A 15,407-nucleotide genomic window follows, 5' to 3' on the forward strand; every position below is an offset into this window, starting at 1 on the left:
TGGCTCTCAGAAAGATGAAAAAGTGTTATCCCACAATGTTGTCGCTCTGCTGTTTGGTCGGCATGCAGGGGCTTGGTTTCGAGGCACGCGCGGAGGAGGCGGAAGCACCGAGCAAGAAAGTGGCGTATGCAGAGTCGGTACCGGCACCGACCCTGACAAATGTGCGCTATGGGAAGCACCCGCGCTGTGTGCTCGACTTCTGGAAGGCGGATTCCGACAAGCCGTCGCCGCTGGTGATTTCGATCCATGGCGGCGGCTGGAATGGCGGGAGCAAGGAGCAGTTGGAAAAATTCGTGAATGCCAGCGAGTTGCTGGATGCCGGGATTTCCGTGGCGGCGATCAATTACCGATTGATCAAGCATTCGAAGGACCTTGAACCGCCGGTCAAGGGGCCGCTTTCGGATGCGGCGCGGGCGGTGCAATTCCTCCGCAGCAAGGCGGAGGAGTGGAACATCGATAAGTCACGCATCGCGGCAACGGGCGGATCCGCAGGGGCCTGCTCCAGTCTCTGGGTGGCTTATCACGATGACTTGGCGGATCCCGATAGCGATGATCCCGTCGCACGGGAATCATCGCGGCTGATGTGCGTGGCTCCATCAAGGGTTCAGTCGACGCTCGATCCGGAACAGATGAAGGATTGGATTCCTAACAGCAAGTACGGCGCCCATGCTTTCGGGATGGTGAGCTTCGATCAGTTTCTCGCCGAGCGGGATCGGATCATGCCCTGGTTGAACGAGTATTCACCGTATTCGCTGCTCAGCGATGATGACCCGGAGACTTACATCTTCTATCCGATCGCCCCAGCCAAGGGGAAGGCCGAGCGGGACCCAACGCATTCGGCGGTATTCGGTGTGAAGCTTCAGGAGCGCTGCAAGGAACTCGGTGTGCCCTGTGAGCTGGTCTATCCCGGCGCGCCGGGGGTGAAGCACCAGAGCACGACGGAATTTCTGATCTCCCGCTTGAAGGGGGAGGGGAAGAAGTAGACCGGAAGCGCAAATCCATGCCGAATCTCCGGCGCCGATCGACGCCGGAGCTTCGAGGTCGGCAGGCGTGATCGATTTCCAGCGGTGCCGATCGCAGGTGGCTCTCTAGCCTGCTGCGGCGATGCGCTGGAGTTCCTTCAAGTCGAGCTTTCCGGACCCGAGATAGGGCAGGGTCTCGACGGCGACAAACTGACCCGCTTTGGGCTTCCAAAGATTGGGAAGCGAGCTGTCGGAGAGCTTGGCGAGAACTTCATCGAGAAGCTCCTGATTGGCAGTGTGGAGCACGACGAGCCGTTCGCCCTTCCGCTCATCCGGGACCCCGGTGACCGCAAAGCATTGATCGGTCTGGCCGGTGAGCTCGTTGAGGACTTCCTCGACCTTGCCATGCGGGACCATTTCGCCGGCGATCTTGCTGAAGCGACTCAGCCGCCCTTCGATCCACAGAAATCCCTCGGCGTCGATGCGGACGATATCGCCGGTGTCATACCATCCGTCCTTGAGGACTTCGCGGGTCTTTTCCGGCATGCCGAGGTAGCCGCGCATGACATTGGGCCCTCTGACTCTCAGCAGGCCGGGTTCCGCTTCAGGCAGGCGCTTTCCGGTGGCGGGGTCGACGAGCATGGCTTCCATCCGGTTGAGCAGCTTGCCGATGGATCCGGGCCGAAAGCTGTTAGGGTGGTTTACGGCGACACCGGGTGAGCACTCGGTGCATCCGTAGGCTTCAAGCGGTTGGCAGCCGAACTTCTCCCTGAAGGCTTCGGCGGTTCTAACAGGAAGCTTCTCGGCTCCCACCACGACGAGGCGCAGATTCTTCAATTGCTCCGCTTCCAGTCCTCGAAGATAGAACTGCAGAAAGGTCGGCGTGGCGATCATGATGGTCACCCCATGTTCCGCAGCGAGCGGACCAATGACCTTGGATTCCATCGGGTTGAAATGATAGGCACACTGGAAGCCAAAGACGGCGGGGCCGGCGATGGTCGCCATGAAACCGAAGGAGTGGAAGAAGGGGAGCACGCCGAGCATGCAGTCACGCTCGGTGAACTCGTAGGCTTCGCTGACCTGGTGGACATTCGAAATGACATTGCGGTGGCTGATCATCACGCCTTTTGGCGTGCCGGTGCTGCCGCTGCTGAAAATGATCGTCGCCAGATCATCGGGCCCGGCATTGGAGCCCCCGAGCCGATCGAGCAGACCTTTCACCGAGGTGGCTTTGGCGAGGAATCCGGCTCGGAGCTTTTCGCTGAGGCGCGGCTGCTTCACGAGGTCTTCGATCAGATGGGTTTTCACCGGCAGCTCGAGCTTGAGTCGCTTCATGAGCTTCCCGGAGACAATGAGGTCGGTGATGCCACACTGCTCCAGGCACGAGATGATCGCATCCCGCGAGAGCGTGTAGTTGATGTTGACCGGGATCCTTCCCATGAGCAGCGCGGTCCAGTTCAGCAACGCGCCGCCCACCGATGGCGGAAGCAGCAGCCCCACTTTCTCGCTGTCTTTCCACAGCGGCTTCAGCCGACCGCTCAGGAAAAGACATTTGGTCACGGCCTCGGAAAAGGTGACCTTGGCTCCGCTGGAGTCGGCGAACGCGCTGTGCTGAGGAAATCGTTTCGAGGTCCTGAGCAGCGTTTCTTGAAGGGTCATCTCGTTCATGGGAGTGGGAAAGTAGCCGCTGGTTGCGAATTAAGGAAATCGAAACGCGAAATCGAATGATCGATCCTAGCGATCATGGAGGTGGCTCGCCCATTGACCGTGAAACAGGGTGACCTTGGAGCTGATTTTCGCACTTGATGGAAGGATCACGGAGTCGGAGCTTTCCTCCGTGAAATTTCCATCCCTCAGCATCGGGCTCATTCTCGGGCTCGCCGTGACGAGTTCCCCGGCAGCACCAGTTCCAGACGACGCCTATTTCCAGGTGGAAACCCTTGTCGAGGGTCTCACGGATGCGATGGAAATCTGCGTGTTGCCAACGGAGGATGTGTTCATAGCCGAGCGAACCGGGGCCCTGAAGTGGTACTCGCCGGAGAGCGGGGAAGTAAAACTGGTTAAGAAATTCGAGGTCTCCGTGAAGAGAGGCGGCAAGTCGCGCGAGACCGGATTGCTGGGGCTGACGGCGGATCCAGGCTTCATGAAAAACGGCTGGATCTACGCGTACTACTCGCCGAAGGAACCCTCGGTGCATCGTTTGTCGCGCTTCACCTTCAAGGCGGGAAAGCTTCTCGATGAAAAAGTGCTGTTGGAAATCGAGCAGAGTCGTGAGGAGGGCGTGTGTCACGAAGGCGGTTCGTTGGCCTTCGATCAGGAAGGCAACCTCTTCCTCTCGACCGGCGACAACACCAACCCGTTCAAATCGAGCGGCTACGCGCCGCTGGACGAACGGAAGGGAAACGAGTCACAGAACTCCCAGCGCAGCGCGGGAAATACCAATGATCTGCGTGGCAAGATTCTGAGGATCCGTCCGACGGCTCAGGGCGGGTATGAGATTCCCGATGGAAACCTGTTTGCCAAGGGAACACCGAAGACCCGGCCGGAAATTTTTGTGATGGGCTGCCGCAATCCGTGGCGCATCGGTGTGGATCAACGGACGGGAGTGCTCTACTGGGGCGAGGTGGGGCCCGATGCGAGGCGTGATGGTTCACGCGGCCCGAAGGGCTACTGCGAAATCAACCAGGCGCCGACGGCAGGCAACTACGGCTGGCCCTACTTTGTCGCGGACAACAAGGCCTACGCGGACTTCGACTTCGAAAGCGAGAAGGTGGGTGAGCGCTTCGAAGCGGACAAACCCGAGAACCGATCCCGCCTGAACACCGGGCTGGAGACGCTGCCGCCCGCCCGTGTTCCGCTCTGGTTCGAGAACCGCTCCTGCTACTGCTCGGGGCCGGTTTACTACTACGATGATTATAGTAATTCACCTGGAAAACTGCCCAGGGAGCTCGACGGATGCCTGATCACCTATGATTGGAACAACGGTCGCATGCAGCTCACCAAGCTCGATGGCAAGGGCGGCATGGAGTGGAAGCACGACTGGCTGATCAGCAAGAAATTCGTCCACCCTTCCGATGTCGAATTCGGCCCGGATGGTGCGGTATATGTGCTCGAGTACAGTTCGCCTTGGTACAATGGCAAGGACGGGAAACTGAAGAAGGTCACCTATTCCCCGACGAAGCTGGCGGTGAGCGAAGAGGCGGGTCCCGACGCGCGACTTGCCGGTCTGGATCCGAAGCACCCGGGCACCGCGCTGTTGGCGGAGGCGATCTGCCTTTCATGCCACCAGACGCAAGTGCAATCGGTCGGTCCCCGCTACGTCGACGTGGCGGACCGCTACCGCGAAAATGAATCGGCTTCCGAGATCCTGACGGCCAAGATCCTGAAGGGTGGTGTAGGCGTTTGGGGAGAGGTGCCGATGCCGCCTCACCCGCAGTACAACGAAGAACAGGTCAGCCAGATGGTCGATGCCATCCTTTCGCTGGAGCCCGGCGGACACAAGGAATAGGCCAGCTCAAGCGGACGGCCGGCAGAGTAGACGCAAAACGGCCCGGAATCCCCAAGGGACACCAGGCCGGACGGTCTGAGGTGGAGATCCTACTTCTTTTTCCGATCCTTCCACGGCTGGCCGGGAATGGGGGCGACTTCTTCGGGTAGCACGATGCTGCCCTTTTCAAAGTCGGCGGCGTTGGTGGCGCAGGTGTAGTGGTAGAAATCCGACTTCTCGTTGGTCGCGACGTCGGAGTAGCGGACGAGCTGGCCGGTGTAGGCGGACATGCGGCTCATGATGGCGACGAGGGTGGACTCGGCGATCTGCTTGGCGTCGTTGAGCGGTTCGCCTGCCATGATGCTGCGGATCATGTCGACATGCTCCTGGATTTGTCCGTTGTCGGAGTCCTGCTTGAAGTCGGGGACATCGAGCTTCTTGCCGCTGAGCTTTCCGCCGCCGGTGGTGGAACCTTCGGTGCCGGTGAAGAACTCGCCGACACGGTTGTAGGTGCCGCTAATCTGACGGCACTGGCTGTTGATGTGGACGTCGCCTCCGAAGTCGAGATCGATGCTGAAGAAGTCGAACTGGTTGCCGGTGACGCGACGGGCGCGACCACCGAAGCCGAGGGCGGAAACGGGGAGGCGACCAAGGAACCAGATGGCGACGTCGAGATTGTGGACGTGCTGTTCGACGATGTGGTCGCCGGACATTTCGGTGAAATTGAGCCAGTTGTTCGCCAGGTAGTCGGCGGCTGACTGGCCGTCTTCGCGGTAGCGGACCCACGGCACCTGACCGTTCCACTGAACGATGCCGCCCTTGATCTCTCCGATGGCTCCGGCATCGATGAGGGCCTTGTTTTTCAGATAACCCTGCATGTGGCGGCGCTGGGTGCCGGCAACAACGGCGAGGCCTTTGGCTTTCGCCTTTTCACCGGTGGCGATGACGGCGCGCGCTCCGACAGGATCGACGGCGACGGGCTTTTCGATGAAGCAGTGCTTGCCGGCTTCAATGGCGGCTTCGAAATGCAAGGGGCGGAAACCGGGAGGGGTGGCCATCAGGACAAACTCGCAGTCGCTGGCGAGGGCCTTGTGGTAGGCATCAAAGCCTCCAAAGCACTTGTCTTCCGGCACGCCGAAGTTTTTCCCGGTGGCATCGGCCTTGGATTGGAAGGCATCAGCAGTGGCGACGACCTTTGCCTCCATACCGAGGATTTTGCACGCTTCGGTGAAGTCCTTAAGGGCACCGTTGCCACGTCCGCCGCAACCGATAAGGGCGACTTTGAGGGTGCTGCCCTTGGCGGGAACACTGGCTCCGAAGAGCGGAGCGGCGGCAAGGGCGGCGCCCGCGAGGGCGGTACTTCCAACGAAGGACCGTCTGGTCATTGGGTTTGGTGTCATCTGCCGGAGCTAAACGGATCCAGCGAGGAGTTTCTAGCACCAGGAACGCCATTTTTGTCAGGAAATCCGCGGATTCAGAGAGCAAACGAGACATCACCCGAAAATCAGGCCATCGATGAAAGGCCCCCTCAAAGAGGCCGTATTCAAGAGGCAATGCGAATATTGTATTCAATCCTAGATCTTCACATGGCATGAATTCCCGCTTCCAAAAGACAAGTTTTGCCCGCCTTCCGGGGACGGTTTCCGCAGGCGTGCTCTCTCTTGCCAGCTTGGCCCTGGGGACTGAACCGGGCTACCCATGGGACATTCCGCAAACCAAACCGGACCGTCCCTTGAGCAAGGCGATGGAACGGCTTTACGACCAGTATCTCGCTCCAAGACCGGAGGACAACGAGTTGTTTTCGAGTTTCAAATACACCCCCCTGAAGGGGCTCGACTACAAGGATGGCGACGGAACCATTTCGCGGCGCGACCCTTCAAAGATCATCAAGCGGCATGGGAAGTACTACGTTTGGTATACCAAGCGCGACACACCGGTGCCGCCGCAGGGTGCGGAGAAGTGCTCCGATACGATTCCCTCGACCGACTGGGACCTTTGCGAGATCTGGTATGCGACGAGCAAGGACGGCTTCACCTGGGAAGAGCAGGGCGTGGCGATTCCAAGGCCGCCGAAGCCCGAGGTCGGTTGGCGGTCGGTCTCGACAACCGATATCCTCGAGTGGGAGGGAAAGTACTACCTCTACTATCAGGGATTCATGGAAGCGAGCGGGACGAAAGGCGACCACTGCCCGGTCGCGGCCTCCTATGCCGACTCACCGGATGGCCCATGGACGCCGGCCAACAAGGTGATCATTCCGAATGGTGAGCCTGGAACCTGGGATCAGTATTCGATCCACGATCCCTATCCGCTGGTCTACAGGGGGAAAATCTACATTTATTTCAAAGCGGCCTACGGTGACCGCCCGGATTACCTGGTGGGAAATGGACTGGCCATTGCGGAAAGTCCGCTCGGTCCCTTCCGGAAGCATCCGCTCAACCCGCTGTTCAACTCTGGACATGAGACCAGCCTCTTTCCCTTCAAGGAAGGCATCGGCGCGCTGATCATTTCCAACGGAAACGAGGTGAACACGATCCAGTACGCCCCTGATGGCGTGAACTTCGGAATCGCTTCGGTCTCCGCGCTGCTGCCGATCGCCGCCGGTCCCTACGTCCCGGATGCCTTCAACAGCAATGGCAATGGTCGCGGAATCAGCTGGGGGCTCTCGCACTTCACCACGGCAGGAGGCCCGGGGAAGCAGCACAGCATCCTCGCGCGCTTCGACTGCGACCTCAGCCTCGATGTCGATGATCCGGGTCTCAAGCAAACAAATCTCTTCCTGAAGCCCGATGTCTACTTCCAGCGCTCACTCAGCAAGGCGCAGCGGGAAAGGATCGCGAGGGAAAATCGGGAGTAGGAAAGCAGCCACGCAAGCGCCTTCCACTCACCGCCCAGGGGCATCGCTCGAGGCGAGCTGCACAATTTCCTCGCGGAACCAAAATGCTACTGGCGAATGAGCCAGATGTCCGTGGTGCGACGCGCTACGGAGGCAAGGCAGGAAGTATCCGACGTGGAAGCCATCTGGATCAGGAGGCACCTCGGGCCCGATGCCCAAGTCGGGTCGGAACCGCCCTGTTCCTTGGCGAAGGAGAGAGCCAGGTGCGGGACCGGGGAGTTAACTGCTCCCCCGAGTCCGTTCCTGCCTCTATGGATCTTCGCTTGTGGTGACCGCAACTCCTATGAGGTGCTCACCCAACTGAAAGACCAAGACCTCGCCATCGGGCACGACGCCATGAACGCTGCTCGATAGGCTAATCGGATGATCTTCGGCATCCTCGCTTGGGGGTAGGGTGAACTCACCTCGAATCTCAGTACCTTTGGTGTGTCCGGATGGCGTGAAAGCCACATGAGTCACGGGAGCCTTCGAAACCTTGTAATCAGGTGCAACGGGTTCGGGTGCCGGCGGGCTCTTGACTGCGATCTCAGTTCTCTTTTCGGAGGGGGTGACAACATCCGGGCATCGGAAAAGACGGCTACCAGCGGCTTCCGCAGCTGTCCGAACGATCCTCATCCATTCAGCACGGGTAACCGTGCGGGATCGCCGTGAGACATCAACCGACGGCGGAAGTGTTAGCACCGTTGTAGATACGGAATAGGAGTCTGCTGCCGAGGTTGGAGACTGGAGGCCTGCCAATGCCGCGCAGAATAGAATCGTGGTCTTCATGTCGTGTTTCGGTTTTAGTGGAGCGTCAAAGGACACACGCGTCCGTTCAATGGGCAGGTTGAATGAAATGAAAAGGACTCATGAACGCGGCTTATCCGCTGTCGCCATGTCCGGCTTGTACTGCCTTTTTTTGGTTGTATTGGCAGGTTAGGAACCGCCTTTGAATGCAATCTTTTCAGCAGTGGATTTGGGTTTCTTTATGGTCACCTTGTAAGGTTGCCCGGTTTTGTCGTAAGTTGTCCATTCGCCTACTTGGTGCCCATTTTCGAAGCTGCCAGAACGAGATTTCGTCCCATCTTTGCGGAACCACTCCCAGTAACCTGTGGATGCTCCATCTTGTAGTTGCCCGACCGCCCATACGCTGCCGTCCTTATGGTATTGAGTATGGCTCTGGATTTTCATTGTTCTTCAATTTCCCTGCGGAATGTTGAGCGCATGCACCACTACCAGCGAAAGCGCACGTCGATCACGGAGTTGGGGTTAAAACCATGGGGCATCATCTAATTTCCTGGCAGGACGTCGAGTCCTCCTGCGCCTGACCGGGGGGCGAGGGTGGAACACGTGGTCGAGCTTGTAGCGGTCATAAAGGTCTGAACGAGAGGCGGGTCAGGCAGTGGGAGTGACGTCTTGTTCGCCGTTGGTCATCTTGCATTGGGAGGTGCGCTTGCTCTCAGGGTCGAGTGATGGACAGCCCAATACAAAGCTAATCCCGCAAGTCCGAAAATGAAAACAATCCAGCCCCATAGAAACGGACCAAATAGGAATAGTCCTCCACGACTGGAAAGAAGGCGCTTCGCATCGCCATTTACCGCCAGTGCCATGATGACATGGACGATGAAGACGAATACTCCATAAGCTATCGCAAAGAAGCCAAAGCCGCCCACGGTGATCTCGGGTAGTCCAAATGAGTTCATAGTTAGGTGAGGTAGATCAGTGGGATGGTACTGTGATGCATACGGATTCTTGGCACAACGTTCGAGGAATGGCGCGGCGATGAGAAGCTTCGAATTCAACAAAGCGGCTTATTCGCCGTCGCCATATCCGGTTTTTTGTGCTTTCCATCGTCTCCAGACTGCCTTCGCCTTGTCGCTCTAAGCTTGGTCCGTTATTGCGAAGGACGACTGAAACTGGTGGTCAACCGCGCCAAGAGCAAATGCACTCAGCTCAAATTCTGCGAATTCCTCAGCTACGGCGTGGATCGCAAAGGACGGCTGGTATGGACGCTCAAAGCACTGCACCGCTTCAAGCAGCGAGTGCGGGAAGACAAGCGCAGCGCAGGGTAGACGGCCCGGAGGGCTGCCCCGTAAGGGGTGAGCAAGGCGAATCAATCCACCCGCCGTAACCGGGGTCATCGCGTGCAGGACGTCATTGCCGAACTGCGCTCGTATGTCGTCGGCTGGCTCAACTACTACAAACTCAGTTGCACTTACACAGTCATTGAGGAGTTGGTGAAATGGGTCAGGCGGCGGGTGCGATTGTACTACTGGAAACCCGCGTAAAGGCTTCGCCCACGCGGTTCGATGGAAGCAGCCAGGCACGCGCCGTCGTAATCTCATCGCCTTGGGCATAGCTCCGGGTGAAGTGCACAAAGCGGCGCGGAGCCGCAACGGCTACTGGCGGATGAGCCAGATGTCGCTGGTGCGACACGCATTGAATAACCGTTGGCTTGAGGAACCCGCCGTCGCTGAAGCTATGGCGGCCAGGCAAGGGGTGCCTGACATGGAGGCCGTCTGGATCAAGCTGCACTACGGGCCAGATGCCCGCGTCTGATTGGAACCGCCCTGTACGGAGCCGTACGCAGGGTGGTGTGGGACCGGGGAGTTAACTACTCCCCGGGACCCGATTCTGCATCTGCTTGTCTTTTGGTTGTCCGCATGTTCTCAAACCACGCATTAAGTTCGGGATTGAGTGCGACACTGTCTTTGGGAATGACGTAATCGAGCCACTCGTCGGAATAATGCTGCGGCATCTCGTCATAGATAACCACGAGATATTGGATGGAAGTCTGGCGGTTGTCTGACTTCTTCCCTCGATATTCCTCAATTCGTGGAATGTCGTAGAATCCTTCGAGTAGATTCAAGCCGTCATGGTAAGGGATCTCGGCTCGCGTATGCTCTGGTGAGTCCTGACGCAAGAACGCGCGATCTCCGTTGAGCTCGACACCAATATCGCCATTCCTGTCGTTAAAGCTGATGCTCCGAATCATCGACTTCTTCGATTCTACCCCGTCAGATACGGAGGTCGTTTTGGTCGCTTCCTCCTTCGCCTGTCGTTCGCAACTAAGGAGAGATGTAACGGCAATTACTAGGATTAGAGTAGTGCGCATTTTCTTGCAGAACGTCTGAGGCATGGCGCGACGCCCGAACTGAGGCGGCACTCCGTGCCTGATTGAAAGGATTGAATCATGGTGAGGGAAATTCAACAAGGCCGCTGTTAGGCGTCGCCTTCGCCGCCTTGTTCGCCTTGTTCACTTTTTACTCGGACGGCTCTGGTGTCACTTTCAAATCTCGGTGAGGGCCTTGCTCGGCACCAAAACACTAGAATGACAATCCAATAGACTCCAAAAGAACGAAATGCATTATCCAGAAGAACGCCTCTCATCGAATTGGGATGCCCGAGCGAATCGTATGAGGGCGCACTCACTGCTAGGCCTGGTAGAGGAGAATCACTCGCGAACAGTCCAAATTGCCAAATATCGATGGCGACAAAAAGCACGAAGAGAACTGCGAGAATAACCAAGTGACGGATTTGGAATCGTGGTCGGGTAAAGGAGTGAATTACGGTAGAAGCCCAGCGCCTGATTGAGCAATTCTCAGCGATGTCCTCTGGCTGTCTCATTTTCTGGCGAACGTTTGAGGCATGGCGCGACGCCCGAATCAAGGCGGCGCTCCGTGCCAGATTGAAGGGATTGAAACACTGAAAACGAAATTCAACAAGGCCGCGGTTAGGGGTCGCCATCGCTGGCTTGTTCGCCCAGTTTGTTTTCTTCGAGGAGCGCTCGCGGGACTAGAGCAAGCGAGAATGCTGAAACTAGCGCACCTACCAGCACGCACACTCCGATCTCCGCGGTCAAAGCCATCGGGTTAAGTCGCGTCCCTGCAGCCTTTAGAGTCCATGTGCCGGTCGCATCGTAGTCGTGCTCTTGGTAACGTTCCAGCCATGAGAAGATGCCCTTGGCCTTGGCGTTGTAGCCTGTCGATGCTTCGGAAATATGATCTAGTAAATAGTAGGACGCTCCGAACAGACCCAGCGCTATCACCATCGTGACGAAAAAGAATTGCACCAATGTGGCTCTCCGGCGTTTGGTGATCATTTTTGAGGCGAACGTTCGAGCTGAGGCGATCCCGGTGAGCTCACCGGGAAGGCTGCTGGGATCCAAGCAGCTTTCGAAGCTGGCGGCAAGAACTCAACACAGCCGCTGAAAGGGGTCGGTCAGGCGCGTCTTGTTCGGCTTCTGATTCTTCGAGCGATTCATTGGCGTAGTCGCGCGATCAACGCTTGGATCGAATCATCTCTGGTCTGCACAAAGAGGTAGTAACCGGTGCCGTTCGTCTCGAATTCAGAATCATCCTCATACGCATCCCGCTCGCCACCCCATTCCTTGAGTTGCTCAGCCCAAATACCCGCGGGCGCTTCGCGATCCACCGGGAGACGAACGAATGGCCGTGAATCAAGGAGCAATCTGAGACCTGGGGCATCTGTGGTGAACTCAATCCAGTCCTGACCGTCATCAAGACCGTATGTCACGCTGCCCCATCCAGTGACTGTCTCTACTGCGGATTGTCTCTCGCCAACCAAGGTGCTCCGAACCTCGTCGTAGTTTAGTTGCGTTGGGTGTTGGGCACGATAGCCAATCCAAGCGAAACCAGCGACTGCCGCAACCACGATGAGTAAAACTGCCACTAGCAGAAATGTCCCGAGCGATGGTCGCTTCATATTATCTGCCGAACGTCTGAGAAATGGCGATCCCGACCCTCATGGCGGCGCGCCGATTCTCGTTGCCGGATTGAATCACCAAACCGGAAACGTAACAAGGCCACTGTGAGGGGTCGCCATCTTCGGCTTGTTGTGCTTATTCAGTTTCGTTGGCGGGTTGCGGTGCTAGGTGGCCTTCTACCACGACGAAGATGTAGTCGTCCACGCTGGCCTTGCCACCCTCCCACGAACGACAAACCACCTCTGCATCAGGGTAGCCGCGATCGGCGTAAAATGTCCTGATCCTGTCCCGCGCGATCTCTAGTGACTCAATGGTGATCGATTCGTTCTCGCTCAAGCCGCTAGCCTCGGCCAATCGCTTGTCCCAGAAGGCCGTATTGCCGATGCAAAACGGTGGGCCAAACGGGGGCCTTGGTGTGACAGCGTAGATCAAGCGCAGGGCACCGTCGGCCGGCTCAGCAAGCACCCGCACATCATCCACGAGGCCGCTCTCGTAAAGAGCCCGAATGTCGTCATCAACCGCCTCGGCCGTGTAGGAAGATCCATCAGTCAGCTTTAGGAAGTTGGCCACGTGAACTGGATCAATGTCGGTCGCTCCGTCGAACCGAATCTCGACAACTCCAATTCGGTCACCGTCGCGTGGCGACCAGTTCGCTTCCTGTCGCTCACAGGACGCCAGCACGCTAGAGACGCAGAGTGCCAGCTTGCAGAGGGTCGTCTTCATTCTTTGGCACAACGTTCAAGCTCTGGCGGCGGCGACCCAGAGCGTGGATTTCAATTTGCAGCGTTGTCGCCGTCGCCAGCAGCGGCTTGTTCTGCTTTGGTATTTACGCTCTGACCAGCAACCAGAAGCTCCTCGAATATACTGAACGTTGACCACTCGTCTCCCTTCACCTGATAATCGATTACTTCGATCTTCGCGCCCTTTGTTAACTCTTTGATCCGCTTGCCTGGGATCGAAATCATCACCTGATTCTTATCAAGCTTGACCTTCGCGACCGACCAGTGTGGCCATTTGGAGAGCCCGAACAAAAGGTAACCACTGAGTTGACCACGCTCTTCCTCTGTCCCCGATTCTGTCTCCAAGACAATATAATGAGCTGGCGATTTACTTCCGGAACTCATCAATCCTGCACCATCAGATTCGAAAGCAAAGCCGTCAATCCAGACGACACTCACAACCTCACCTTTTAGAGAGACGACCTTTGATGCAACTGGCCCTGCACCGATACGAGTCGTCAGAAAGAGAAGCGAGAGCAGAAAGAGGAGGTGTTGCGTCTTCATTTCTTGGCAGAACGTTCGAGCTGAGGCGATCCCGGTGAGCTCACCGGGAAGGCTGCGGGCAGCCAAGCAGCTTTCGAAGCTGGCGGCAAGAACTCAACACAACCGCTGAAAGGGGTCGTCCTCGAGCGCCTTGTTCTCGTTGGGCGGTCTTGGGGGCGGGGAGATCTTCGCGGAGGCCGCGGTCCGTCACGGGAAAATACCCGATCGAGCGCCGAGACCATCCCGAGAGACACTCCGAGCGGTGATGATGCGGAGCCCCAGCGAATCAGACAGACAATCTAACAGAGTCTGTCACGTGCCCTGTCCGAACTCTCCTGGCCGCTCCTCTGCTGCCCCCCGCATGATGATCACCCCGGTCAGCAAAGCTCCGGAAGCTGGGAAGCCTCGACAAGCCCGACCTATCTCCGACTCCGTATGCTGCCACACCCTCAAAACCCAGAGGCTCTACATTCCACGAGAACGTTCGAGCTGAGGCGATCCCGGTGAGCTCACCGGGAAGGCTGCGGGGATCCAAGCAGCTTTCGAAGCTGGCGGCAAGCACACAACACAGCCGCTGAAAGGGGTCGTCCTCGAGCGCCTTGTTCTCGTTGGGCGGTCTTGGGGGCGGGGGGATCTTCGCGGAGGCCGCGGTCCGCCACGGGAAAATTCCCGATCGAGCGCCGACTCCATCCCACGAAGCACCCCGAGCGGTGATGATGCGGAGCCCCGGCGAATCAGACAGACAATCTAACAGGGTGGGTCACGTGGCCAGTCCGATCTATCCTGGTCGCTCCTCTGCTGCCCAGCGCATGATGATCACCCCGGTCAGCAAAGCTCCGGAAGCTCGAAAACCTCGATAAGCCCGACCTATCTCCGACTCCGTCTTCTGCCACACCCTCAGAACCCAGACGCTCTACATTCCACGAGAACGTCGAAGTCCACACATCCGCTACCGGGGGCGCGGCTCCGATTCTGGTTGAGGTTTGTCGCCACCCTCCGAATCGGACTCGGAACGGGTAGCGGATTGTGGTGCGACGCCTTGTTCGGCTTTGGATTTTTTGGGCCGAGCTGCTTCCACCGCAATGCAGCAGCGCTTCGGACACCGGATGAAAACCGAGGATCTGTGGATTCCATCGCCATCTGCAATCGCAACATCCCATCGGGTATCGGAGCCGTCTTCAGGCGTGCCGCCAATCGAGGAGATCCAGTCAGGTGTGACGCCGCCATCAATCGCCCAGTAGTATCGCCCATCTGTCTGATCGACGGCCTCGATCTTCCAGTGCTGAGGAAAGTCGTAACCGAGGATTCGGTGAATCACCTCGGGACTGCGGAGGTCAACCTGGGATTCGCCACGCCCGGCTAGCTCCGCAAAGACCAATCCAGCACCAACAAGCAAGCAGCATGAGAGCACTGTCCATGTCCACTTGCCGAGTGTCTTCATTCTTGCCGAGACCCTATGGCTGCCGGTTGGTCCGGACACAGCATTTCAGGCCAAATTGAGGGTTGAGAGAGAGGTGGTGTGTCTGGTTCAACTCGTGGGCTATCGCCACGACACGGGGTCGCGGCGACCTATCCAACATCAAATGCTTAGAACAAATGAAAACGAACTCAGACACACCGCAGAAACTCTACATCGGACTCGACGTCCATAAAGAAGAAACCGTCATCGCCCTGCTCGAGGCCGGTCGGAACGCCGAACCCCGCCAGTACGGCAGCATCACCACCTCCCAACACGCACTGGAGCGGGCGATCCGCCGCATCGCCAAGCAACAGAAGCGCGAGCTCTCGGATCTCGAGGTCTGCTACGAGGCGAGCGGATGCGGATTCTGGATCGCCAGACGCCTCCTCCAGATGGGCGTGAAATGCGAGGTCATCGCCCCTTCGCTGATCCCCACACGCTCCGGAGACCGTGTGAAGACCGATAAGCGCGATGCCGCCAAACTCGCCAGAATGCACCGTTCCAACGACCTAGTCGCTGTCAACATCCCGGACTCCGTGGATGAGGCGATCCGCGACCTCTGCCGTGCCCGCACCGATGCCGTCGACGACCTGCGCCGCGCCAAGTCCCGCCTGCTCGCCTTGCTGCGCCGTCTCGGAT

At 58.0% G+C, this 15,407-nt stretch carries 17 protein-coding genes; 7 read left to right on the plus strand and 10 right to left on the minus strand.

The window, feature by feature from the left end:
- The first annotated feature begins 14 nt into the window (after nucleotides 1-14).
- Nucleotides 15-983 (plus strand): alpha/beta hydrolase, encoded by a 969-nt coding sequence (locus ACFQY0_RS13415; RefSeq protein WP_379713212.1) that lies wholly within the window; start codon nucleotides 15-17, stop codon nucleotides 981-983.
- A 105-nt stretch (nucleotides 984-1,088) separates the two neighbouring features.
- Here the strand turns inward: ACFQY0_RS13415 and ACFQY0_RS13420 are convergent, their stop codons facing one another.
- Nucleotides 1,089-2,630, minus strand: a complete 1,542-nt coding sequence (locus ACFQY0_RS13420; RefSeq protein WP_379713214.1) for an AMP-binding protein — start codon at nucleotides 2,628-2,630, stop codon at nucleotides 1,089-1,091.
- A 169-nt stretch (nucleotides 2,631-2,799) separates the two neighbouring features.
- On the opposite strand from ACFQY0_RS13420, the gene ACFQY0_RS13425 reads away from it, so the two are divergent.
- On the plus strand, nucleotides 2,800-4,470 hold the full coding sequence (locus ACFQY0_RS13425) for a PQQ-dependent sugar dehydrogenase (RefSeq protein ID WP_379713216.1): 1,671 nt from the start codon (nucleotides 2,800-2,802) through the stop codon (nucleotides 4,468-4,470).
- Between the two features lie 89 nt (nucleotides 4,471-4,559).
- Here the strand turns inward: ACFQY0_RS13425 and ACFQY0_RS13430 are convergent, their stop codons facing one another.
- Complete coding sequence (locus ACFQY0_RS13430; RefSeq protein ID WP_379713218.1) at nucleotides 4,560-5,834, minus strand: Gfo/Idh/MocA family protein; 1,275 nt, start codon at nucleotides 5,832-5,834, stop codon at nucleotides 4,560-4,562.
- Between the two features lie 206 nt (nucleotides 5,835-6,040).
- On the opposite strand from ACFQY0_RS13430, the gene ACFQY0_RS13435 reads away from it, so the two are divergent.
- Nucleotides 6,041-7,303: a glycoside hydrolase family 117 protein gene (locus tag ACFQY0_RS13435; protein ID WP_379713220.1), complete on the plus strand. Its 1,263-nt coding sequence runs from the start codon at nucleotides 6,041-6,043 to the stop codon at nucleotides 7,301-7,303.
- 954 nt (nucleotides 7,304-8,257) lie between these two features.
- Here ACFQY0_RS13435 and ACFQY0_RS13440 read toward each other — a convergent pair.
- Both ACFQY0_RS13440 and ACFQY0_RS13445 read right to left on the minus strand, forming a co-directional pair.
- Complete coding sequence (locus ACFQY0_RS13440; RefSeq protein WP_379713222.1) at nucleotides 8,258-8,512, minus strand: toxin-antitoxin system YwqK family antitoxin; 255 nt, start codon at nucleotides 8,510-8,512, stop codon at nucleotides 8,258-8,260.
- A gap of 239 nt (nucleotides 8,513-8,751) precedes the next feature.
- The gene (locus ACFQY0_RS13445; protein WP_379713224.1) at nucleotides 8,752-9,024 is read right to left on the minus strand and encodes a hypothetical protein; all 273 of its coding nucleotides are present in this window, start codon (nucleotides 9,022-9,024) and stop codon (nucleotides 8,752-8,754) included.
- Nucleotides 9,025-9,207: 183 nt separating this feature from the next.
- Here ACFQY0_RS13445 and ACFQY0_RS13450 point away from each other — a divergent pair, with 183 nt between their 5' ends.
- The 3 genes from ACFQY0_RS13450 to ACFQY0_RS13460 all read left to right on the plus strand — a co-directional run bounded on the left by ACFQY0_RS13450 (nucleotide 9,208) and on the right by ACFQY0_RS13460 (nucleotide 9,880).
- Nucleotides 9,208-9,393 carry a hypothetical protein gene (locus ACFQY0_RS13450; RefSeq protein WP_379713226.1) on the plus strand — a complete coding sequence of 62 codons (186 nt, stop codon included), beginning with the start codon at nucleotides 9,208-9,210 and terminating at the stop codon, nucleotides 9,391-9,393.
- A gap of 27 nt (nucleotides 9,394-9,420) precedes the next feature.
- Nucleotides 9,421-9,609, plus strand: coding sequence for a group II intron maturase-specific domain-containing protein (locus ACFQY0_RS13455; protein WP_379713228.1), 189 nt, complete (start codon nucleotides 9,421-9,423; stop codon nucleotides 9,607-9,609).
- A gap of 61 nt (nucleotides 9,610-9,670) precedes the next feature.
- On the plus strand, nucleotides 9,671-9,880 hold the full coding sequence (locus ACFQY0_RS13460; RefSeq protein ID WP_379713230.1) for a hypothetical protein: 210 nt from the start codon (nucleotides 9,671-9,673) through the stop codon (nucleotides 9,878-9,880).
- Nucleotides 9,881-9,935: 55 nt separating this feature from the next.
- Here the strand turns inward: ACFQY0_RS13460 and ACFQY0_RS13465 are convergent, their stop codons facing one another.
- The 6 genes from ACFQY0_RS13465 to ACFQY0_RS13490 all read right to left on the minus strand — a co-directional run bounded on the left by ACFQY0_RS13465 (nucleotide 9,936) and on the right by ACFQY0_RS13490 (nucleotide 14,750).
- Nucleotides 9,936-10,316 carry a hypothetical protein gene (locus ACFQY0_RS13465; RefSeq protein WP_379713232.1) on the minus strand — a complete coding sequence of 127 codons (381 nt, stop codon included), beginning with the start codon at nucleotides 10,314-10,316 and terminating at the stop codon, nucleotides 9,936-9,938.
- A gap of 738 nt (nucleotides 10,317-11,054) precedes the next feature.
- Nucleotides 11,055-11,423, minus strand: a complete 369-nt coding sequence (locus tag ACFQY0_RS13470) for a hypothetical protein (RefSeq protein ID WP_379713234.1) — start codon at nucleotides 11,421-11,423, stop codon at nucleotides 11,055-11,057.
- Nucleotides 11,424-11,581: 158 nt separating this feature from the next.
- A complete protein-coding gene (locus ACFQY0_RS13475) occupies nucleotides 11,582-12,013 on the minus strand; it encodes a hypothetical protein (protein WP_379713236.1) in 432 nt (143 codons plus the stop codon).
- 169 nt (nucleotides 12,014-12,182) lie between these two features.
- On the minus strand, nucleotides 12,183-12,770 hold the full coding sequence (locus ACFQY0_RS13480; protein ID WP_379713238.1) for a POTRA domain-containing protein: 588 nt from the start codon (nucleotides 12,768-12,770) through the stop codon (nucleotides 12,183-12,185).
- 50 nt (nucleotides 12,771-12,820) lie between these two features.
- Nucleotides 12,821-13,330 carry a hypothetical protein gene (locus tag ACFQY0_RS13485; RefSeq protein ID WP_379713240.1) on the minus strand — a complete coding sequence of 170 codons (510 nt, stop codon included), beginning with the start codon at nucleotides 13,328-13,330 and terminating at the stop codon, nucleotides 12,821-12,823.
- 928 nt (nucleotides 13,331-14,258) lie between these two features.
- Nucleotides 14,259-14,750, minus strand: coding sequence for a hypothetical protein (locus tag ACFQY0_RS13490; protein ID WP_379713242.1), 492 nt, complete (start codon nucleotides 14,748-14,750; stop codon nucleotides 14,259-14,261).
- A 155-nt stretch (nucleotides 14,751-14,905) separates the two neighbouring features.
- Between ACFQY0_RS13490 and ACFQY0_RS13495 the strand changes: the two genes are divergently transcribed.
- A partial coding sequence (locus ACFQY0_RS13495) for an IS110 family transposase (RefSeq protein ID WP_379713244.1) occupies nucleotides 14,906-15,407 on the plus strand: 502 nt, incomplete at its 3' end.

The organism is Haloferula chungangensis, assembly GCF_042664875.1.
Lineage (GTDB): Bacteria > Verrucomicrobiota > Verrucomicrobiia > Verrucomicrobiales > Akkermansiaceae > Haloferula > Haloferula chungangensis.